Raw genomic sequence first — 21,345 nt, forward strand, 5'->3', positions numbered from 1 at the left:
TTATTGCCTCGCTTGCCTCAGACGGCCGACGATGCCGCCCGGGAAGGCATAGACGCTGATGACGAAGAGGGCGCCGAGCCAGAGCAGCCAGCGATCCGGGTGGATGAGGTTGGGCAGGAGCGGAACCCCCGCCAAGGCCGTGCTCCCGGCCTCCATCAGCACCTGCAGATAGCTCTGCGCCAGGACGAAGAGCGCGGCGCCGATGACGGCTCCATACATCGTCCCCATGCCGCCGATCACGACCATGAGCAGGATGTCGATCATGATCGAGAAGGAGAGGGTGGTGTCAGGTCCGTTATAACGAAGCCACAGAGCCATCAGGGCTCCGGCCACCGTGGCTGCCAGCGCCGAGATCACGGAGGCTGCGGTACGATAGGCCACGACCCGATAGCCGAGCGCCTCGGCGCGGAACTCGTTTTCGCGGATCGCCTGCAGCACGCGGCCGAAGGGCGAGTTCACGATGCGCAGAAGCATCAGGAAGACCAGCAGCGCGACAAAGAAAACGAGGTAATAAGCAACCAGCCGCCCGTTGACGGCAGTGCCGAAAAGAGGCTCGGAGAGAAGCCGGAAGGCCGGACGGAGGGCTGGAGGCAACTGGAACGACAGGCCGTCCTCTCCCCCGGTGATGTTCGAGAGCTGCGAGGCGAGAACGGCGGCAGCGGAGGCCACCGCAAGGGTGATCATGGAGAAGAAGATCGCCCGCACCCGCAGCGACAGGAGACCGATGGCGACGGCCAGCACGGCGGAGAGGGCAAGGGCTGCCAGCAACCCGACGGCAACCGAGCTCCAGGTAGGACCCAGGCGCTCGAGCGCGATGGCGATGCCGTAGCCGCCGATGCCGAAGAACATCGTATGGGCGAAGGAGACGATGCCCGAGTAACCGAGCAGCAGATCGTAGCTCGCCACGAGAACGATGAAGACGCAGATCTTCGCCGCCGTGCCGATGGGCTGGCTGCCGGGGAAGAGGAACGGCGTCGCGGCGAGCACCACCAGGATCGCGAGCAGGATCAGGCTCAAGGCCCGCGAGCGCGGCATGTCGGAAGACAGGAGCTCGCTCAAGGCACCGCCTCGCCTGCGGGTCTCGTCGAAGGGAAGGGTGAGGGTGGAGGATGAACTCATCGGCGGGCTACCGGAAAGAGGCCCTGCGGACGCCAGATCAGGACGAGGGCCATGACGAGGATGTTGGAGATCAGCGCCAGCTTCGGCTCGATGAAGCCGACATAATTGGCCACGAGAGCGACGAGGAGCGAGCCCACGAAGCAGCCGGTGATGGAGCCGAGGCCGCCGATGATGATGACGATGAAGACCAGCACCATCACCTCCATGCCCATGCCGGCGGTCAGCGTCTGGCGGTAGAAGGCCCACATGACGCCCCCGAGGCCCGCGAGAGCCGAGCCCGCGATGAACACGCTCACGAAGAGGCGGCGAATGCGGTAGCCCAGCGCCTCGACCATCTCGGGGTTCTCGACGCCGGCCCGAATGAGCAGGCCGATGCGGGTGCGGTTGAGCAGCAGTTCCATGCCGAGAAAAACCGCCAGGCCGATGACGACGGCGACCACACGGTAGCGCTCCATCACGATGTCGCCGAACACGAAGGCACCGCGCAGGGATTGCGGCAGCGGGATCGGAATGGGGGATGCACCCCAGATGGCATGGATGAGTTGCTCCGTGACGATGAGCCCGCCCATGGTGACGAGGATCTGCTTCAGATGGCTGCCATAGACCGGGCGGACGATCACCCGCTCGAAGACTGCGCCGGCAAGTGCGGTGACGCCCATGGCCACCAGGATGCACAGCCCCAGGAGCGCCAGGTTCAATCCAATCGAGTCGGAAAGGGCCCATCCGGCGAGAGGGCCCAGCACGAGGAGCGTGGCGTAGGCGCCGAGGGAGATGAACACCCCATGCCCGAAATTGATGATGTCCATCAATCCGAAGACGAGGGTGAGGCCCGAGGCCATGAGGAAGATCATCATGCCCATGGCGAGACCTGCGACCGTGAGCGTCACCCAGGTCGAGGGACTGCCGACGAAGGGCAGCGCCAGGAGGGCAAGGGCCGGCACGAGCAGGAGCGGCAGCCAATCCGTCTTGGCACGGGGTAGCTCCGCTGTCGCGGCGGTGGGTTCAGCAGCCATGTCGCTCATTGATGGGCATCCAGGGAAAGGCCGAGCAGGCGCTGCTGCAGGGCTTGGTCCGCCACCAGCTCGCTCATGGGACCGGAATGCACGATGCGCCCGTCGTCCATGACCACCACGCTGTCGCCGAGAGCCGAAGCCGCATAGAAGTTCTGCTCCACGAGGAGGATCGTCTCGCCGGCGGCCTTCAGGGATTTGAAAGCCTCGATCATGCTGCGCACCATCACCGGAGCAAGGCCCTTGGTCGGCTCGTCGATCAGCAGCAGGCGGCGGGGCTCGGCAATGGCGCGGGCGATGGCGAGCATCTGCTTCTGACCGCCGGAAAGATTGCCAGCCGGCAGGTTCCAGAAGCGCTTGAGCGCCGGAAAGAGCCCCAGGATCCAGTCGAGCCTGTTCTTGTCCACGGGACCGCTGCGCGCGGCGAGCACGATGTTCTCGCGCACGGTGAGGTCCGTGAAGATGCCCATGGATTCAGGCACATAGGCGATGCCGGCACGGGCGATGTCCGGCGTCGAACGCTCCGTGATGTCGCTGCCGTCGAAGCGGATGCGGCCCGAGGAGGCCTGCCACAAGCCCATGATGGTGCGCAGCGTCGTCGTTTTGCCGGCGCCGTTGCGGCCGAGCAGCATGGTCAGCTCGCCGGCGGGAACGGAGAAGTCCACCCCGTGCAGGATGTGGTAGGGCCCGATATGCGTATGCACCCCGGAGAGCTGCAGGAGGGGCTCAGTCACGGGAGACCTCCACGCCGAGATAGGCTTCCTGCACCACGGGCGAGGCGATGACCTCTGCAGGCTCGCCATCGGCCACGAGGGCGCCGTTGTGCAGAACGATGATGCGGTCGGACAGCGAGCGAACCACGTCCATCTTATGCTCCACGAGGAGCACGGTGGCGTCGCTCCGCTGCTTGATGTCGTGGATGAGCTCCAGCACGGTCGGCACCTCGTCGACGCTCATGCCGGCGGTCGGCTCGTCGAACATGAAGATCTTGGGCTCCATGGCGATCAGCAGCGCGACCTCGAGCTTGCGTTGATCTCCGTGCGAGAGCGCTTTCGGCGCGATGTGCCTTTTGTCGGCAAGGCGCACCCGCTCCAGGACAGCCTCCGCCTTCTCGATCAGGTCGCGGCGAGTGTTCCACACTCTGAAGAGCGACCAGCCTGCATCGGCGCGGCTCTGCACGGCAAGGCGGACGTTCTCGAGCGCGGTGAGCTGTGGAAAGAGGTTCGTGAGCTGGAAGGCCCGGCCCAGTCCCCGCCGCGTCCGAGCGGAAGGAGCCAAACCCGTAATATCCTCGCCTCCGACGATCACCTGGCCCGATGTGGCACGGAGCTGTCCGGAGATGAGGTTGAAGTAAGTGGTCTTGCCGGCGCCATTCGGACCGACGATGGCGGTGAGCGTGCCGGGGGTGAACCGGCACGACACGTCGTTGACGGCCACATGCCCGCCGAAGCGAATGGTCAGCCCGCGCGTTTCAAGCGCGGGCGTCATTGTCGTTGAGGTTTCCACAGGTCGGATCAGCGCTTGTTCCGAACCGGGATCGGCATCTTGTCGGCCTGAATCGTGGCGACGAGATCGAGCAGGTCGTTCGCATCCTTGCCGTTGGCCTTGACCTTGAAGTGATACATGTCCTGCAGGGCCTGGTGATCTTCCTTGCGGAATGTCATGGCGCCCTTCGGCGTCTCGAAGGTCATGCCTTCCATGGCCGTGATCAGCTTTTCGGTGTCGGTGCCGCCTGCCTTCTGGATGGCGGTGACGACGGCGGAGGCCGCGGCGAAGCCGCCCGCGGTGAAGAAGTCCGGCGGCGAGTTGAAGCGCTTCTGGTGCTCGGCCACGAGCCAGTCGTTCATGGCATTCTTCGGGAAGGCGTAATAGTAATACACCGCCCCTTCCATGCCGGGATAGTTCTTGTAGATCTGCATGGCGGGCAGGATGTTGCCGCCGGGTGCGATCTCGATACCGAAGCGCTCGGGCTTCAGGTCGGCAATCTTCGGCAGCGGATGCTGGCCGGCCCAGATGATGTTGATGATCTTCTTGCCCGGCTTGTCCTTGAGCGCATCGAAGATGCGCTGCGCCGAAGCGGTGAAGTCGGTGGCGTTCTGCGGAGCATATTCCTCGAACACAACCTTCGCATTGGGGCGGATCTGGGCAAGCGCGTTCTTGAGCGCGGCAACGCCGTCGCGTCCGAAGGCGTAGTCCTGCGCCAGGGTTGCAATCGACACGTCGCCGCTCGCCGGAACGGCGGCCGCGGCGCCGTAGGCGTCCTGCGTGGAGTTGCGGGCGGTGCGGAAGATGAAGCGGTTCCACTTCTCACCGGTGATCGCGTCGGCGACGGCGGGCTCCACGATCAGGATCTTCCCGTTCTCCTCGGCTACCGGCAGCATGGCGAGTGCCGCCGCCGACGAGGTGGTGCCGACGGCGAGATCGACCTTGTCGTCGTTATAGGCCTGCTCCAGCAGCGTCTTGGCGAGGTCGGCCTTGAGCTGGTCGTCCTTGACGATGACGCTGATCTTGCGGCCGTTCACGGCCATGGTGCCCTTGGTCAGATATTCCAGGCCCATCATGAACCCGGCCTCGGTCTGCTTGGCATAGGCCTCGAGCGGACCGGTCTTGCCGGCGATCAAGGCGATCTTGATGTCCTGCGCGAAAGCGGCAGACGCGAAGAAAATTCCTGCCGTAGCGGCAGCGATTTTAAGTCCCAGGCGCATAGGTCTCCCCGTTTTGTTATTTCACCATTGACGTCTCTGCAGTGCAGCATGTCAAGATCGGCTGGGAAACCGTCCCTTATCAGAAAGGATGAGCGGCCTGGGGCTCTCAAGCCTCCGGAAGGACGGGAGTCTCGATATCCTTGGCTTCACGTCCGCGCCGGGCGGCCTCCCGCTCCAGGAGCAGCAGTGCCAATCCCGCGCCGCAAATCACCGCAGCGCCCACCAGAGTCCAGAACCCGACCACATCGCCAAAGGCGAGATATCCGAGCACGATGGCCCAGACGATGAGTGTGTACTGGTAGGGCGCAACCACCGAAGCGGGGGCGATCTTCAGGGACCGGTTCACGCAGACGTGAGCGGTCATGGAGACGATGCCGAGCAGGAACAGTCCGATAAGGTCGAGCGGTCCGGGCGTGACCCAGGCAAGTGGTGCCGCGACGAGGCCGAAGATGAGCGTGCCGAGGATCTGTCCGAGCACGAGGGTGGCATCATGTGTTTCCCGCAGCTTGCGGGTGGTGATCATGAGCAGAGAGTAGAACAGGCTTCCGGCGAGCGCGATGAGCGCGGGCAGGGACAGGGTGGCGCTCGACGGGCGCAGGGCGATCAGCACGCCGACGAAGCCGCAGGCGATGGCGAGCATGCGGGGCTTGTCGATCTTTTCGCCGAGCCAGAACGCCGCAAAGGCCGCCACGTAGATTGGGCCGGCGAGATAATAGGTCATCACGTCGGCGAGCGGCAGGTAGGTGACGGCCCAATAGAAGCAGGCGACTTCGAGGGTGGAGAGGGTGATGCGCACCGCATGAAGCCCCGGCTGCGGCGGAATGGCGAAGGGGACCTTCTGCCGACGCATGAGGGGCAGGAGAACCGCCAGCGCCGCAATGCTGCGCAGGAGCAGGACCTGACCGACCGAATAGGTGGCGACGAGCCACTTTCCCATGACGTCGTTCATGGCGAAGAGGAACACGCCGAGCAGCATCAGGCCGATGCCGACGAGAGTTCCCGAGCGCACCTTGTGCGCCGGAGAGAGGGTGGAGTGGCTCATGGGACGGATACATGAGGGAAAGCGGGCTTGATTCACAAGGCTTTTCAGCACTGACTGAGGTCGAACACGCCGGAGACACCCCCCATGAACGATTCATCGCCGAAGGATCCCAACTACGAGGCGCGAGTGCGGGAGAGCTTTGCGCGCCAGGGATTGATGGCAACGCTAGGCGCATCTCTGATCCGTGTCGCTCCGGGTCAGGTGGAGATCGCACTGTTCCCCTCTGCGGCCGTGTCGCAGCAGCACGGCTACGTGCATGCGGGAGCGTTGGCGAGCATCGCGGATTCCGCAGCCGGCTATGCGGCCCTCACCCTGATGCCGCCCGGCGCCGGAGTTCTGACGGCCGAGTTCAAGATCAACCTGATGGCACCGGGCCTGGGCGAACGGATGACAGCGCGGGGCCAGGTCATCAAGGCAGGCAGAACCCTTACGCTCGCGCAGGCCGAGGTGTTCGCCCTGAACGACGGAAGCGAGAAGCAGATCGCCCTCCTCACCGCTACCCTCATGGCAGTGGCCGGGCGCGAAGGGGTGAAAGATTAGAAGGTCTTGGCTCCGTTCACCGGCAGCATGATCGCATAGAGCGAGGTCGTCGCGCAGATGTAGAGCCGGTTCCGTTTCGGGCCCCCGAAGACGAGATTGGCGACGGCCTCGGGCACCAGGATCTTGCCGATCAGGGTGCCGTCGCTTTCGTAGCAGTGAACCCCATCGCCGGCGCTAGTCCAGATTCTCCCTGCTTCGTCCAGTCTGAAGCCGTCGAACAAGCCATGCGTGCAGGTGGCGAATACCTTGCCGCCCGAGAGGCCGCCCCTGTCGTCTACCTCGAACACACGGATGTGGCGGGGACCGTCCTTGACATGGGTGGCGCCGGTGTCGGCGACGTAAAGACGCTTCTCGTCCGGGGAGAAGGCGATGCCGTTCGGGCGGACAAAATCCTCGGCGACAATGCGCACCTCGCCATTGTGCGGATCGATGCGGTAGACGTGGCAGGCGCCGATCTCGCTTTCTGCCTTGTGGCCCTCATAGTCGGAATCGATCCCATAGGCGGGATCCGTGAACCAGATCGACCCGTCGGACTTCACCGCCACGTCGTTGGGGCTGTTGAAGCGCTTGCCCTGGTAGTGGCTCGCCAGAACGGTGATCGAGCCGTCATGCTCGGTGCGGGTCACGCGCCGGTTCCCGTGCTCGCAGGTGACGAGGCGTCCCTGCCGGTCCACCGTGTTGCCGTTGGAATAGCCGGAAGGAGCGCGGAAGATACTGACCGCGCCCGACGTCTCGTCAAAGCGCATCATCCGATCATTCGGCACGTCGCTCCAGATCAGGTAGCGCCCGGCCGGAAAGTAGGCCGGGCCCTCCGCCCAGCGGCATCCATCCGCGAGCTTTTCCAGACGCGCCGATCCGATGAAGAGGCGCTGAAAGCGGTCGTCGAGAACCACGGCCACATCCCTGAACATCAGGCTTGGTCCTCCGTCAGTGAGCCATCAGGACGGGCATGGTCGTGTTGCTGAGGATATGGCTGGTGGCGCCGCCGAAGAACATCTGCCGCAGGCGGCTCTGGGTATAGGCGCCCTTCACCAGGAGGTCGCAGCCGAGAGCCTCCGCCTCCTTCAGGATTGTCTCGCCCGGCCTGTTGGACGGATCGGCCGCCATGATCGCCTCCGCCGGCAGGTCGTGCATCCGCAGGTGCCGGGCAAGCTCGGAGCCCGAAGGCCCGGGAACCCCCCAGTCGTCGAGTTCGAGAACGACGATGCGGCGCGCCTTCCTGAGCAGGGGCATGGACCCCAGGATCGCACGGGCGGTTTCCGTGCTGCGATTCCACGCTATGACGGCAGTCTCGCCGATGGTGCGGGCCGCCGTGGGAGGCGCGATCAGGATCGGGCGGCCGGTCTCGAACAGGGCGGCCTCCGCCGTGGACAGGCGGGTCTGGCCGTTCGATCCGTCGGGCCGACCCACGACGATCAGGTCGAAGACGCGGCCATAGGCGCCCAGGAAGGCATCCTCCATGAGCCCGTCCTGGCGCCAGCCCGAGCTCAGACCCGATACTCCGGCGGCGGCGCGTGAAATCTGCTTGCTGGTCATGAAGGCCTCGAAGCGCTCGCGGCAGGCCCGGGCCATTTCGAGGCGGTTCTCGGGGGTGATGGGGGAGGGCACGCCGATAGCGATGTCCACCGGCAGAACCACCGGATAATCGGGGGTGATGGCAATCCCTTCGATGTAGCTGTCGAACAACCGGCCGAGCTGCAGCGCAGCCTCTAGCTGGGGCTCGACGACGCCATGGTCTTCGATCGGAACAAGAATGCTCTTCATGAGGATTATTGTCGCGCCGAACGCCCCCCTCGGCAAGAGCAATCGATCCGAGCCTTTCGGATGAGGCCCTAGCGTACCTCGAAGTCCCCGGGATTCCAGGAGACCGCTGGGTATTGCGGATCCATCCTCTCCAGGGTTGCCTTCACGATGTTCGCGATGGCGGCATTGCGGACCCATTTGCGGTCGGCCGGGATGATGTGCCAGGGCGCCCAGGGGGTCGAGCAGCGATGGAGCATGGTCTCGTAGGCTTCTTGATAGTCGTCCCAGTGCTCCCTGTCTTCGAGGTCGCCTGGGTTGAACTTCCAATGCTTCGTCGGGTCGTCCAGACGGGCCTGCAGACGTTCCTTCTGCTCGTCCTTGGAGATGTGCAGCATGAACTTGAGGATCGTGGTTCCGTTCTCGACCAGCATCTTCTCGAAGGCGTTGATCTGCTCGTAGCGCTGCTCGATCGTCTCCTCGGATGCGAACTTCCGGACCTTCGCGATCAGCACATCCTCGTAGTGCGAGCGGTTGAAGATTCCGATGGTGCCGCGGCGAGGGCACACGGCATGGACGCGCCAGAGGTAATCGTGAGCCAGTTCCAGCTTCGAGGGTGGGCCGAAGGCGTGAACGGAGACACCGAGGGGGCCCGTCGCGTTGAAGACGCTGCGGATGGTGCCGTCCTTCCCCGAGGTGTCCGTCCCTTGGAGGATCACGAGCAGGGCACGGGAGCCTTCCGCGTAGAGCCTGTCCTGCAGGGCATCGATGTCCTTGGCAAGGGATGCCGTGTTGGCCTTGGTTTCCTGCTCGTCGCCGAACAGCGACTTGTCGCGCGGGTCGCGGTCCCGAAGCCTGACCTTCTCCCCAGGCTTGACCCGAAGTGCCTCGATCAAGGCGTTGTCCCGATCCGTCATGGTCGTCTCTCCCGTCGATTCCAGAACGATAGGGCGAGGCGATGCGAAAGGAAGGCTTGGATCGTTGCAGGTGCGCCCTTTACCGCCTGCCGGGCGCACCTTACGAAGAACCGACGATCACGATCCGCAGGGGACCCACGATGCTCGCTCTCTATTACTATCCCGGCAACGCCAGCCTTTTGCCGCACATGATGCTGCGCGAGATCGGAGTCGAGTTCGACCTGCGCCTCGTGGATCGGGGGCAGAACGCCCAGAAGAGCGCCGAGTATCTCAGGCTCAACCCCAATGGGCGTATCCCGGTCCTGGTCGACGGCGACCTGGTGCTCTTCGAGGCCGCCGCCATCGCCCTGCACCTGACCGACCGCTTCCCCCAGGCAGGCCTCGCGCCGGCTCACGGCACGGCGGAACGGGCCGAGTTCTACAAGTGGATGGTCCATCTGACGAACACGCCGCAGGCCGAGTACCGTGCCTGGTTCTACCCGCACGAGCATGTGAGCGACGAGGCAGCTGCGCCTGCGGTGAAGCAGGCGGCGGGAGAGCGCCTCAACCGCATGTTCGACGTGATCTCCGAGCAACTCGGCGAGAAGACCTGGCTTCTGGGCGAGCGTTTCTCGGCCGCAGACCTGTTCCTGTTCATGCTGATCCGCTGGGGCCGGGGCATGCCGCGCCCGCCGCGCAGCATCCCGAACCTGCACGCCCTGGCCGAGCGGGTTCTGGCGCGGCCTGCCGTGCAGAAGGCGCTCGACGTCGAGGGTCTCAAAGCCCCGATCTTCTAATCCTCAGGTTTTGCGGGATTTCCGTTTCTTCCGGCTCTGGCCGGGGAGCACCTGGTCGACGGCCCGGATCTCGGCCCAGGGGTCGCGCTTGAGCGAATGCAGGCGGCTGCCCAGGTTCTCGACCGTAAAGCCGTTGGGCTTCAGATCGGGCGAGAGTTCTTCCCAGGTGACGGGTGTCGCTACGGGGGCACCCGGTCGGGAGCGCGTGGAGTAGGGTGCGACGGCCGAGGCCTCGCGGTTGTTGCGCAGGTAGTCGATGAAGATGCGGCCCTCACGCTCCTGCTTCACGGAGGTGGTGGTGTAGCGGTCCGGCTCGTCGGCGGCCATCGCCTCGGCGATTTCCCGCGTAAAGGCGAGCGCCTCCGACCATGGGGCTCTCGGCTTGAGCGGCACGACTACGTGCAGGCCCTTGCCGCCCGTGGTCTTCACGAAGCTCTCGAGTTCCAGCCTCTTCAGGCGCTCTCGAACCGAAAAGGCTCCCTCGATCACGCGGGGCCATTCGACGCCCTCGCCGGGATCGAAATCGAAGATGAGGCGATCCGGGCGCTCGAGATCCGCGAGGGTCGCCCCCCAGACATGCATTTCGAGAACGCCGGACTGCACGAGGGCGATGACGCCCTGAATGTCCCGGACCGTCAGCGCCTCCTGCTTGCCGCTGTTGTCAGGGATCATGGTGCGATGGATGGCATCGCTCATGCCGGCCCAGGAATGGCGCTGCACAAAGCACTTCTTCTGCGCGCCCCCGGGGCAGCGGACGAGGGTGAGGGGGCGGTCCACGAGGTGCGGCAGGAGCCTATCGGCGATGGTGAGATAGAACTCCGCCAATTCCTGTTTGGTGAGGCCCTGGTCCTCCCACAGCACGCGGTCCGGATGGGTGAGGCGCACGCCGGCGACCTCGACCTCCCCGGCCGTCGGAGCCTTGTTGCGTGCACTTCGCCTTGCAGGCTGTTCTGCCTTCGCCGGTGCAGCTTTCTTGGAGGCGGCCCTGGGTTTTGATCGGCTTTCGGCAGCCCGGCGTGGCGCGATCTCCTCAAGCGAGCGCTCGGTCTTCACCGAGAGAGGCGCCTCCTCGAGGATGTCCGGCTCGTCCTCGCTCCGTGCATAGGCATCATCGGCCTTGATCAGGAGCCAGGATTCCTGGTGCTCTCGCGGGCGTTTCGCCATGCGCACCAGGTGCCATGCGCCTTTCAGCTTCTCACCGTTCAGCCGGAAGGTGAGGCGGCCTTTGTCCAGGCCCTCCTGAGGGTCGCCCTCAGGCTCCCAGGTGCCCTGGTCCCACAGCAGCACGGTGCCGCCGCCATACTGGCCCTCGGGAATGGTGCCTTCATAATCGCCGTATTCGAGCGGGTGATCCTCCACCTGAACCGCCAGGCGCTTTTCGCCCCTGACGAGGCTCGGCCCCTTGGCCACCGCCCAGCTTCTCAGGACCCCATCGAGCTCAAGGCGGAAATCGTAATGCAGGCGGGAGGCATCGTGCTTCTGCACGACGAATGCGGCTCCCCGGCGCCGGGAGGCCGTACCCTTCGGCTCCGAGGTTTTGGTGAAGTCGCGCTTGGCGCGATAGGCTGCGAGCTTTGCCATGGCGCGGAGTCAAATCCGCGCCATGCGCTCCGGTTCCAACCTTCAGGAGGCCAGGGGCTGGACGGCCGCCTCGGCCGTGCCGCGTTCGCTGAGGAAGGCGGCGGCGATCAGGTCGCGGGTGTACTCCTCGCGCGGGCGATCGAAGATCTCCTCGGCGGTGCCGCGCTCCACCACCTGACCGCTCTTCATCACCATGATCTCGTCCGAGAGGGCGCGCACGACGGCGAGATCGTGGCTGATGAAGACATAGGCGAGGCCATGGGCCTTCTGCAGGCTGCGCAGCAGCTCGACGATTTCCTTCTGCACCGAGCGATCGAGGGCAGAGGTCGGCTCGTCGAGAACGACGAGCTTCGGATGCAGGATCATGGCGCGGGCGATGGCGATGCGCTGGCGCTGGCCGCCCGAGAACTCGTGCGGGAAGCGGTTGCGCCAGGCGGGATCGAGCTGCACCTCCTCGAAGGCCTGGGCCGCGCGCCGGTCGCGCTCCTTGCGGGAGATGCTCGGCTCATGGACGAGCAGGCCCTCGGTCACGATCTCGCCCGCCGTCATGCGCGGCGAGAGGGAACCGAAGGGGTCCTGGAAGACGAGCTGCAGGTGACGCCTCAGCGGGCGCATTCCTCTCCGGTCGAGGGGCATGAGGTTGCGATCCTCGAAGCGCACGAGGCCGGAGGCGGGCTGCAGGCGCAGGATGGCGCGGCCGAGGGTCGATTTGCCGGATCCGGACTCGCCGACGACACCCACCGTCTCGCCGGCACGAACCCGCAGGCTCACGTCGTCCACGGCGCGCAGCACATGGGTGGTCTTGCCGAAAAGGGTCTTCTGCAGGGCGAACTCGACCTTGATGTTTCGCGCATCGAGGATCACGGGAGCATCGGCCGCGACGGGCTCCTTGCGGCCGGCCGGCTCGGCATCGATGAGCATACGGGTGTAGGGATGCTTGGGCGCGGCAAACAGGTCGGCGGTCTGGCCGCTTTCCACCACCTCGCCGCGCTTCATCACGTAGGTGCGGTCGGCGAAGCGACGCACCACCCCGAGGTCGTGGGTGATGAACACGATCGACATGCCGAGCCGCTTCTGCAGATCCGCAAGCAGCTCGAGGATGCGTGCCTGCACCGTCACGTCGAGGGCCGTCGTGGGCTCGTCGGCGATCAGCACGTCCGGGTTGTTGGCGAGCGCCATGGCGATCATCACGCGCTGGCGCTGGCCTCCGGAGAGCTCGTGCGGATAGGCATCGATACGCCGGGCGGGATCCGGGATGCGAACCAACTCGAGGAGCTCGATGGCGCGCTTGCGCGCCGCGGCCTTGCCTAAGCCTCCATGGGTCGTGAGGGGCAGGGCGAGCTGATCCCCGATCCGGTAGAGCGGATCGAGGGAGGTCATCGGCTCCTGGAAGATCATGGTGAGCTTGGAGCCGCGGTAATGGTTGAGCCGGTCGGGGGAGAGGCCTACGAGTTCCTCACCACGATACTTGACCGAGCCCTCGGCCCAGCCGTTCGAGGCAAGCAGGCCCATGACGGACATCATGGTCTGGCTCTTGCCGGAACCGGACTCGCCGACGATGGCGACGGTCTCGCCCGGATTGATGTCGAGGTCGATACCCTTCACGGCATGGAGGATGCCGTCGCCGGTGCGGAAGCGGACGTGAAGGTTGCGAACGGAGAGTACAGGTTCGGCCATGCTCAGCGATCCTTCGGGTCGAGGGCGTCGCGCAAGCCGTCACCGATGAAGTTCAGGCAGAAGAGGATCGCGACAAGCGTGAGGGCGGGATAGACCAGCATCCATGTGGAGTCCTGGATGCTCTTGGCGCCTTCGGAGATCAGCACGCCCAGGCTGGTATAGGGCTCCTGAACGCCGAGGCCGAGGAAGGACAGGAAGCTTTCGAGCAGGATCACGCGCGGCACCATGAGGGTCATGTAGACCACCACGGGCCCGAGGGTGTTCGGGATCACGTGGCGGCGGATGATGCCCTTGGTCTCGACGCCAAGCGCCTCGGCGGCCTGCACGTATTCCTGCCGCTTGATCGAGAGCGTCTGACCGCGGACGATGCGCGCCATGTCGAGCCACTCGACGGCACCGACGGCCAGGAACACCAGCACGAAGTTGCGGCCGAAGAACACGACCAGCATAATCACGAAGAAGATGAAGGGCAGCGAGTAGAGAATGTCGACGATGCGCATCATCACGAGGTCGACACGCCCGCCGAGATAGCCCGAAGTCGCGCCGTAGACGACGCCGATGACGATGGCGACGAGAGTCGCCAGAAGACCGATGGCGAGGGAGACCTGTCCCGCCTTCATGGTGCGGGTGAGAAGATCTCGTCCGTTCGCCTCGGTACCGAAGAAAAAGTACTTCTTCTCGATCGGCACGTCGACCACGAGACGGCGTCCCTCGTCCTGGCGCTCCACCACCTGCGCGGTGCCGAAGAGATCGGAGCGCTCGAAATAGGCGAGCATCCGCTCATCGACAGGCCTCTGGCCAGTGCCGACGAGGGTCATGCGTACGACGTCGTCCTTGATCTCGATGTTCTCGGGTGTGGCCCTGACGCGGGATCCGATGCGCTCGACTTGAGGCACGATCTGATCCGGCTTCGGGTAGGCGGTCAGGCTCGCCGGCGTGCGCACATAATCCGGGTACACGCGATCGAAGGGATGACCGGTGAAGAACGGGCCGAAGATGCAGGCGAGCGCGATCAGGCCTAAGATGATCATGCTCGCAACGGAGGCTTTGTTGCGCAGCAGACGGGCCCGGGCATCCGCCCAGAGCGAGCGGCCGACTACGGGTTCGTTGACAGGGATATCGGAGATGACGGCGCCTTCGGCCATGGCTGAGCCTCAGTCGTAACGGACGCGGGGATCGATCACCGCATAGAGAATGTCGACGATCAGGTTGAAAATTAGCACGAACACCGCCACCACGACGACCGTGCCCATGACAAGGGTGTAGTCGCGGTTCAGCGCTGCCTCGACGAAGTAGCGGCCGACGCCGGGCAGGGCGAAGATCGTCTCTACCACTACGGAACCTGTAAGCAGGGCAGCGGCGGCGGGGCCGAGATAGGACACCACCGGCAGGGCGGCGCCGCGCAGGGCGTGGCGCACGATCACCCACCGCGGCAGCCCGAGCGAGCGGAGGGTGCGGATGTGGTTCGAGCGCAGGTTCTCGATCATGGCCGCGCGGGTCATGCGGGCGATGATCGCGATCTGCGGCAGGGAGAGGGTGATGACCGGCAGGATCAGGTTGCGCGGCGCGCCCCCTGCCCAGCCTGCCACTGGCAGCAGGGCCAGCATGAGGCCGAAGACGATCTGCAGCACCGGCGCGATCACGAAGGTTGGGATCGTCAGGCCGAAGGTGCCGAGCCCGCTCACCATGTAGTCGATGGTGCTGTTCTGGCGGAAGGCCGCGATGGTGCCGAGCGTGCCGCCCACGATGATGGCGAGGCCGAGCGCCAGGGCGCCGATCCGCATGGAGACGGGCAGGCCGTTGGCGAAGAGCTCGCCGACGCTGAAGTCGCGCATGATGAAGGAGGGGCCGAAATCGCCCTGAACCACGGCAGCGAGATAGCGCAGGTATTGCTCGAAGAGCGGCCGGTCGAGGCCGTAGATCTTCTGCAGGTTCTCCATGACCTTCGCCTCGAGCGGGCGCTCCAGGTCGAACGGACCGCCGGGTGCAAGCCGGATCAGGAAAAACGAGATCGTGATGATGATGAAGAGGGTCGGGATCGCCGAGAGGAGCCGGCGGAAAACGAAGGAGAGCACGGGAACGACTCCGCTCTGAATATGCCCTCGGAGAGGGGGCAGCCTTGCCGGCTGTCGTCTTGATTCGTGAGCCGGGCGGCTGGAGGGCCGCCCGGCGATGCGAGGAAGCTTACTGCTTGATGGACAGGAAGCGGCTCGGATACACGCCAGAGATGTTCTGGTGGAAGCCGACGAGCTTGTCCGAGATCAGGTTCTTCGTGCTGTAGTGGAGCAGCGGGATCCACGGCTCCTCCTTCATGAAGATCTGCTCGGCCTGGAGCAGGTACTCGGCGCGCTTCTTGAGATCGGTCTCCTTGGCGGCCTTGTTCTTCATGAGGTCGTCGTACTGGGCGTTCTTCCACTTGCCGTAGTTGAAGCCCTTGTTGTCGCTCTCGAGCAGGAAGAGGAAGTTCTGCGGATCCGAGTAGTCGCCGATCCAGCCGTAGCGGGCAACGTCGAAGTCGCCGCCGTCGCGCAGATGCGCGAAGTGGGTCTTGGAGTCGGTGTTGATGAAGGAGGTCTCGACGCCGAGCGCCTTCCACTGATCGGCAACGGCCACCACCGTGTTGCGGTTGTTGTCCGTGGTGTTGTAGCGGATCTCGACCTTCAGCGGCTTGCCGCCGGGGCCGTAGCCGGCTTCCTTGAGCAGAGCCTTCGCCTTATCCTCGCGGTCGATCGGCGACATGGTGGCGTATTCGGCCTGGGCCGGCTTGCCGTAGTTGCCGATGCCCGGGGGCACGAAGGAATAGGCCGGGATCATGGTGCCGCCCCAGATGCGCTCCGCAATGAACTCGCGGTCGATCGCCATGGAGAGCGCCTTGCGGACGCGCACGTCATCGAACGGCGGCTTGGAGCTGTTCACCGGCAGAGCGTACACACCGAGATAAGGGCCGATCACGACCTGCTTGCCGAAGCGCTCCTTGAGAGCCTTCACCTGGTCGGCCGGAATGTCCGGGGTGGAATGGAGCTCGCCGGCCTGGAAGCGGCGGACGGCCGCGGCGAGGTCGGAGATCGGGTAGAACATCACCTGGTCGATCTTGACGTTCGCGGCGTCATGGAAGTGGGGGTTCTTCACCACCTTGATGTGGGAGTTCGGAACGAACTCGGCCAGCGTGTAGGCGCCGTTGGACACCAGGTTGCCGGGCTTCACGTAGTCCTTGCCGAACTTCTCGACCGAGGCCTGATGGACGGGGAGGCCCGTCTGGTGGGTCAGCTGCTCGATGAAGTAGGGGGTCGGCTGCTCGAGGCGGATCTCGAGGGTGCGGTCGTCCACCGCCTTCACGCCGAGCTCCTCAGGCTTGGCCTGGCCCTTGTTGACCTTTTCGGCGTTCAGGATCGGGTAGAGAATGTTGGCGTACTTGGCGCCGGTTTCCGGATTCATGATCCGGCGATAGGCGAACACGAAGTCCGATGCCTTCAAGGGGTCGCCGTTGGACCACTTGGCGTTCGCCCGCAGGGTGAAGCGGTAGGTCTTGCCGTCGTCGGACATCTCCCACTTCTCGGCAACGCCGGGCACCACTTCGCCCTTGTTGTTCTTGATCACGAGACCTTCGTAGAGGTCGCGCAGAACGTGGGACTCGCCCACGGTAGAGGTCTTGTGGACGTCGAGCGTTTCCGGCTCGCCGTCATTGCCGCGATGGTAGACCACCTGCGCGACGGCGAAGCTCGAGAAAGCTACCGTTGCGGCAGCCGCCAGAGCGGTACGTTTCAGCCATGATGACATTGGACGCGTTCCCTTTCTGATTATCTCAGGGTTTTTGAATGTCTTCGGTCAGAGCCGGTAGGGCAGTAACCTTGCCCTATTTGTTGATCAATCAACTGTTTATGTCCAGTACTATCCAAAAAATTAAGAATTTTCTGAAATCGCAAAGGCTTAGCTTTGTGGAGAAACTTCAGGCGCCCGTGTCGAACACCAGTCCGGCCGCTTTGATGCCGCCCGCCGCGGCGATTTCGTCGTTGTCGGAGGTGTCGCCGGAGACGCCGACGGCGCCCAGAATCCGGCCCTGGCCGTCCTTGATCAGCACGCCGCCCGGCACGGGAACGAGCTGCCCGCCCACCGCTTCGGTGGCCGAGGCGATGAAGTAGGGGCGGTCCACCGCCATCTTGTGAAGAGCGCGGGAGCCGACGCCGAGCGCCAGGGCGCCGTAGGCCTTGCCCATGGCGATCTCCGCGCGCTTGAGGCTGGTGCCATCCTCCGCGAGAAGGGCCTTGAGGGCGCCGCGCGCATCGTAGACCACCACCGCGAGCGGCTTGAAGGACTGCTCGCGCGCGGTCTTGAGGGTGGCGGTGGCGATGGTCTGGGCGGCTTCAAGGGTGAGATCGGTCACGCGGCTGCTCCACTCGATCAAGGTTGACGGTGCGGTAGCACAAAATCAGCGGGCTGCAACATCCCGTGTTGCCAGCCAGGTTGCCACAGCCCTGCGCTCGTCCACGGTCATTTCCGTGATGTTGTTGGGCGGCATGGCGTGGGTGAGCACGCTCTGCACGCGGATGATCTCCGCATGGCGGGCGATCTCCTCGGGCGTGTCGAGGCGCACCCCCTTCGGGGCGGCGGGAATGCCGTCCCAGACGGGCTCGGCCGCGTGGCACATGGAGCAGCGGGACTGAATGGCCAGAACGGCCTCGTCGAAGGAGGCCGAGACCGTCTCGGCCGTTGGGTTGGCCGGCGCCTGGGCCATGTTGGCGTTGCCGGGCTTGCCGAGGATGGACAGCCAGATCGCCAGCGCGATGGAGGCCGCGGCCACCCCCCAGGTCCACCAGGGCGAGCCCTTCCCGGCATGCTGGGAGTTGAAGAAATGCCGGATCGCGGCCCCAGCGATCACGATCAGCCCGACAATGCCGACCGAATAAGCCGAGGACCACGCCAGGGGGTAGTGGTTCGACAGCATCAGGAAGATGACAGGCAGCGTCAGGTAGTTGTTGTGGGTCGAGCGCAGCTTGGCTTCCTTGCCGAGCTTGGGATCGGGCGAGCCCCCGGCCAGCAGGGTGGCTACCACCTTCTTCTGGTTCGGGATGATCACGAAGAACACACTGGCCGACATCCAGGTGGCGATCATCGCGCCCGTATGCAGGAAGGCGGCGCGGCCGTTGAAGACCTGCGTGAAGGCGAAGGCGGCCAGGAGGATGTAGAGGAAGAGCACCACACCAAGCGCCACCCCGTTCCCGCCGAGAGGGGAGCGGCACAGGCCTTCATAGACGAGCCAGCTCAGGGCGAGGCCGCCGATGCCGATGGCGGCGGCCTGCCAGGGGGTCAGGGCGCGCACGGCCGGATCGATGGTGTAGATGTCGGCCTGAAGATAATAGACCCACACGATCAGGAAGAACCCGCTGATCCAGGTCGAGTAGCTCTCCCACTTGAACCAGGTCAGCTCCTTCGGCAGTTCCGGCGGCGCAACCAGATACTTGCGCATGTTGTAGAACCCGCCGCCATGGACCTGCCAAGCCTCGCCGCCGACACCCTCCGGCAGACCCTCCCGCTTCTTCAAGCTGAGGTCCAAGTGGATGAAGTAGAAGGACGAGCCGATCCATGCGATGGCCGTAATCACGTGAACCCAGCGGATGATCTGGCTGATCCATTCGGAGATTTGCGGGTCGATCATGCAGTCACTTGAAGAGTGGGAGAAAGGCATAGCCTAGGGCGGCATCCCCGTTTGCGATAGGCCGAGGCTCCGGCTTTTTCAACAGGAACCCTGTCCCCGAATCTGGCCTTTTCCGCAGAAGGGGCGTGCACTGCGGCTTGACGCCGAAGGCTCGGCCTCAAAAGATTCAGGCTGAAAGACACCGTTCTCCACCCGCGAGGTCCCATGGGGCGCCTGTCCACTCACGTTCTCGACACCGCCAACGGCAAGCCGGCGCGCGGCATCGCCGTCGAGCTTTTCGCCATTGAAGGCGCACAGCGCCGCTCCGTCGTGCGCACCCTCACCAATGCGGACGGGCGCACGGACTCGCCCCTGATGATCGGCGACGCCTTCCGGACGGGCACCTACGAGCTCGTCTTCGAGGTCGGCGCCTACTTCAAGGCCCTCGGCACGGCCACGGCCGATCCGCCGTTCCTGGATGTCGTTCCGATCCGCTTCACCATCGCCGAGCCCGACGGGCATTACCACGTTCCGCTCCTCGTCTCGCCCTGGAGCTACTCCACCTATCGAGGAAGCTAAAAAGTGCCGCAGACCTCCTATCCCCGCGACCTCGTCGGCTATGGCCGCAATCCGCCCCATCCGCGGTGGCCGAACGGCGCCCGCATCTGCGTCCAGTTCGTAATCAATTACGAGGAGGGCGGTGAGAACAATATCCTCCACGGCGACCGCGCCTCCGAGGCCTTCCTGTCCGAGATCGTGGGTGCGCAGCCCTGGCCCGGGCAGCGGCACATGAGCATGGAGTCGATCTACGAGTACGGCTCCCGCGCCGGCTTCTGGCGCCTCTGGCGGATGTTCACCGAGCGCAGGATGCCGGTCACGGTCTATGGCGTCGCCACCGCCCTGATGCGCAATCCCGAGGCGGTCGCGGCCATGAAGGAGGCCGGGTGGGAAATCGCGAGCCACGGGCTCAAGTGGATCGATTACCGGGATTTCTCCTCCGAGGAGGAGCGGGCGCACATGAAGGAGGCGATCCGGATCCACACCGAAGTGACGGGCGAGCGGCCGCTCGGCTGGTATACGGGACGCACCTCGGAGCACACCAACCGCCTTGTGGCGGAGGAGGGCGGCTTCCTCTACAGCGCCGATTCCTATGCCGACGAGCTGCCCTATTGGGAGCAGCACGGCGACCGGCATCAGCTCATCGTGCCCTATACGCTCGATGCCAACGACATGCGCTTTGCGACCCCGCAGGGCTTCAACGCAGGCGACCAGTTCTTCGCCTATCTCAAGGATTCGTTCGACACCCTCTATGCGGAGGGCGAGACGGTGCCGAAGATGCTCTCGATCGGCCTCCATTGCCGTCTCGTCGGCCGCCCCGGACGGGCCGCGGCGCTCGCGCGGTTCCTGGACTACGTGGCCTCCCACGACCATGTCTGGGTGGCCAAGCGCATCGACATCGCCCGGCACTGGATCCGCCATCACCGCTCGGCGAGCCTGAAGCCCAGCGCCATGAGCCGCGCGATGTTCGTGGAACTCTTCGGCGACATCTTCGAGCATTCGCCCTGGATTGCCGAGCGTGCCTACGATGCCGGCCTGACCTCCGGGCAGGACACGGCGGAGGGGCTGCATGCCGCCATGGTTCACGTGCTGTCCGAGGTGAGCCGCGGGCAGAAGCTCGCACTCATCAACGCGCATCCCGATCTCGCCGGGCGCCTGAAGCTTGCCGACCTCACCGCGGATTCCCGAAACGAGCAATCCTCGGCGGGGCTCGACAGCCTGACGGAGGAGGAGCGCGACCGCTTCCTCGCCCTCAACGACCTCTACAAGGAGAAATTCGGCTTCCCCTTCATCATGGCGGTCAAGGGACGCTCGAAGGACGAGATCCTGGCCGCCTTCGAGGAGCGGCTGGAGCACGATCCCGAACGCGAGTTCGATGCTGCGGTGGTCCAGATCGAGCTGATCGCGCTTCTGCGGCTCAAGGACCGGCTGCCCTCGCTCGCGGATGTCTTCTCGAGCCTGGCTTAAGCGGAACCGTTCCAGGCAATCGTGCGTCTTCGTCTCAGCTTGGCCATCGCCAACCGGCCAGACGAGAGGAGGACGACATGGGTCTGTTCAAGTTCATCAAGGATGCGGGCGCAAAGATCTTTGGCGGCAGCGCTGCCGCCGCCACCCCGGAGAAGCTGCAGCAGGAGGTCCAGGGCCATGGCTTCGACGCCAGCAAGCTCGGGATTCAGGTCGAGGGCGACCGGGTGAAGCTCTCGGGGCAGGCGACGAACCAGGAGGAGGCCGAGAAGATCATCCTGTCCCTCGGCAACACCTACGGCGTCGCCGAAGTGGACACGTCGGATCTTCAGGTTCAGCAGCCGTCGGCACCCTCGACCATGTACACGGTCCAGAAGGGCGACACCCTCTGGGAGATCGCCGAGAAGCATTACGGCAAGGGCAAGGGCGCGAAGTACACGGAGATCGTCAAGGCCAATTCGCCGCCGGTCAAGGACCCGGACATGATCCAGCCCGGCTGGGTGCTGCGGATCCCGCCTCTCCCGTAGGACTTCTGCCGATTGCGCTCCTCCCTGCGGTGCCGGTATGAGACTTGTGACCCAAGG

Annotated in this window: 21 protein-coding genes; 5 read left to right on the plus strand and 16 right to left on the minus strand. The window is 64.7% G+C overall.

The annotated features are described in order from the left end of the window. The 6 genes from GR303_RS07840 to GR303_RS07865 all read right to left on the minus strand — a co-directional run bounded on the left by GR303_RS07840 (position 1) and on the right by GR303_RS07865 (position 5,876). A complete protein-coding gene (locus GR303_RS07840) occupies positions 1-1,119 on the minus strand; it encodes a branched-chain amino acid ABC transporter permease (protein WP_425487098.1) in 1,119 nt (372 codons plus the stop codon). Then, positions 1,116-2,141 (minus strand): branched-chain amino acid ABC transporter permease, encoded by a 1,026-nt coding sequence (locus GR303_RS07845; RefSeq protein WP_201751945.1) that lies wholly within the window; start codon positions 2,139-2,141, stop codon positions 1,116-1,118. Before GR303_RS07845 ends, GR303_RS07840 begins: the two co-directional genes overlap by 4 nt. Continuing rightward, positions 2,138-2,863, minus strand: a complete 726-nt coding sequence (locus GR303_RS07850) for an ATP-binding cassette domain-containing protein (protein WP_161722493.1) — start codon at positions 2,861-2,863, stop codon at positions 2,138-2,140. The genes GR303_RS07845 and GR303_RS07850 overlap by 4 nt, the downstream gene beginning before the upstream one ends. Next, entirely contained in the window at positions 2,856-3,617 is a 762-nt protein-coding gene (locus tag GR303_RS07855) for an ABC transporter ATP-binding protein (RefSeq protein WP_161722492.1), read from the minus strand. The genes GR303_RS07850 and GR303_RS07855 overlap by 8 nt, the downstream gene beginning before the upstream one ends. A gap of 26 nt (positions 3,618-3,643) precedes the next feature. Then, positions 3,644-4,834 (minus strand): substrate-binding domain-containing protein, encoded by a 1,191-nt coding sequence (locus tag GR303_RS07860; protein ID WP_161722491.1) that lies wholly within the window; start codon positions 4,832-4,834, stop codon positions 3,644-3,646. Between the two features lie 106 nt (positions 4,835-4,940). Then, positions 4,941-5,876 carry a DMT family transporter gene (locus tag GR303_RS07865; RefSeq protein ID WP_161722490.1) on the minus strand — a complete coding sequence of 312 codons (936 nt, stop codon included), beginning with the start codon at positions 5,874-5,876 and terminating at the stop codon, positions 4,941-4,943. Positions 5,877-5,960: 84 nt separating this feature from the next. Between GR303_RS07865 and GR303_RS07870 the strand changes: the two genes are divergently transcribed. Next, on the plus strand, positions 5,961-6,416 hold the full coding sequence (locus tag GR303_RS07870; RefSeq protein ID WP_161722489.1) for a PaaI family thioesterase: 456 nt from the start codon (positions 5,961-5,963) through the stop codon (positions 6,414-6,416). Here the strand turns inward: GR303_RS07870 and GR303_RS07875 are convergent. From GR303_RS07875 to GR303_RS07885, 3 genes are all read right to left on the minus strand, one after another. After that, the gene (locus GR303_RS07875) at positions 6,413-7,327 is read right to left on the minus strand and encodes an SMP-30/gluconolactonase/LRE family protein (RefSeq protein ID WP_161722488.1); all 915 of its coding nucleotides are present in this window, start codon (positions 7,325-7,327) and stop codon (positions 6,413-6,415) included. The genes GR303_RS07870 and GR303_RS07875 overlap by 4 nt on opposite strands. A gap of 16 nt (positions 7,328-7,343) precedes the next feature. Next, positions 7,344-8,180: a universal stress protein gene (locus GR303_RS07880; RefSeq protein WP_161722487.1), complete on the minus strand. Its 837-nt coding sequence runs from the start codon at positions 8,178-8,180 to the stop codon at positions 7,344-7,346. A gap of 68 nt (positions 8,181-8,248) precedes the next feature. Then, a complete protein-coding gene (locus tag GR303_RS07885; RefSeq protein ID WP_161722486.1) occupies positions 8,249-9,073 on the minus strand; it encodes a polyphosphate kinase 2 family protein in 825 nt (274 codons plus the stop codon). Positions 9,074-9,213: 140 nt separating this feature from the next. Here GR303_RS07885 and GR303_RS07890 point away from each other — a divergent pair, with 140 nt between their 5' ends. After that, on the plus strand, positions 9,214-9,849 hold the full coding sequence (locus GR303_RS07890; protein WP_161722485.1) for a glutathione S-transferase family protein: 636 nt from the start codon (positions 9,214-9,216) through the stop codon (positions 9,847-9,849). A gap of 3 nt (positions 9,850-9,852) precedes the next feature. Here GR303_RS07890 and ligD read toward each other — a convergent pair whose 3' ends face one another. The 7 genes from ligD to GR303_RS07925 all read right to left on the minus strand — a co-directional run bounded on the left by ligD (position 9,853) and on the right by GR303_RS07925 (position 18,760). Next, entirely contained in the window at positions 9,853-11,430 is a 1,578-nt protein-coding gene (gene ligD, locus GR303_RS07895) for a non-homologous end-joining DNA ligase (protein WP_161722484.1), read from the minus strand. Positions 11,431-11,472: 42 nt separating this feature from the next. Further along, positions 11,473-13,107 (minus strand): ABC transporter ATP-binding protein, encoded by a 1,635-nt coding sequence (locus GR303_RS07900; protein WP_161722483.1) that lies wholly within the window; start codon positions 13,105-13,107, stop codon positions 11,473-11,475. Positions 13,108-13,109: 2 nt separating this feature from the next. Beyond that, positions 13,110-14,252, minus strand: a complete 1,143-nt coding sequence (locus GR303_RS07905) for an ABC transporter permease subunit (protein WP_161722482.1) — start codon at positions 14,250-14,252, stop codon at positions 13,110-13,112. A 9-nt stretch (positions 14,253-14,261) separates the two neighbouring features. Further along, on the minus strand, positions 14,262-15,182 hold the full coding sequence (locus tag GR303_RS07910) for an ABC transporter permease subunit (RefSeq protein WP_161722481.1): 921 nt from the start codon (positions 15,180-15,182) through the stop codon (positions 14,262-14,264). Positions 15,183-15,291: 109 nt separating this feature from the next. After that, a complete protein-coding gene (locus GR303_RS07915) occupies positions 15,292-16,884 on the minus strand; it encodes a peptide ABC transporter substrate-binding protein (RefSeq protein WP_161722480.1) in 1,593 nt (530 codons plus the stop codon). 169 nt (positions 16,885-17,053) lie between these two features. Continuing rightward, positions 17,054-17,488, minus strand: coding sequence for a heme-binding protein (locus GR303_RS07920; RefSeq protein WP_161722479.1), 435 nt, complete (start codon positions 17,486-17,488; stop codon positions 17,054-17,056). A 45-nt stretch (positions 17,489-17,533) separates the two neighbouring features. Continuing rightward, positions 17,534-18,760, minus strand: a complete 1,227-nt coding sequence (locus tag GR303_RS07925) for a urate hydroxylase PuuD (RefSeq protein ID WP_161722478.1) — start codon at positions 18,758-18,760, stop codon at positions 17,534-17,536. A gap of 204 nt (positions 18,761-18,964) precedes the next feature. Here GR303_RS07925 and uraH point away from each other — a divergent pair, with 204 nt between their 5' ends. The 3 genes from uraH (at position 18,965) to lysM (ending at position 21,288) form a co-directional block, all read left to right on the plus strand. After that, positions 18,965-19,318, plus strand: coding sequence for a hydroxyisourate hydrolase (gene uraH, locus GR303_RS07930; protein ID WP_161722477.1), 354 nt, complete (start codon positions 18,965-18,967; stop codon positions 19,316-19,318). A gap of 3 nt (positions 19,319-19,321) precedes the next feature. Further along, complete coding sequence (gene puuE / locus GR303_RS07935) at positions 19,322-20,764, plus strand: allantoinase PuuE (RefSeq protein ID WP_161722476.1); 1,443 nt, start codon at positions 19,322-19,324, stop codon at positions 20,762-20,764. 77 nt (positions 20,765-20,841) lie between these two features. Then, positions 20,842-21,288 carry a peptidoglycan-binding protein LysM gene (gene lysM, locus GR303_RS07940; protein WP_161722475.1) on the plus strand — a complete coding sequence of 149 codons (447 nt, stop codon included), beginning with the start codon at positions 20,842-20,844 and terminating at the stop codon, positions 21,286-21,288. Positions 21,289-21,345 lie beyond the last annotated feature (57 nt).

Source organism: Microvirga arsenatis (assembly GCF_009910705.1).
In the GTDB taxonomy this organism is placed as follows: domain Bacteria; phylum Pseudomonadota; class Alphaproteobacteria; order Rhizobiales; family Beijerinckiaceae; genus Microvirga; species Microvirga arsenatis.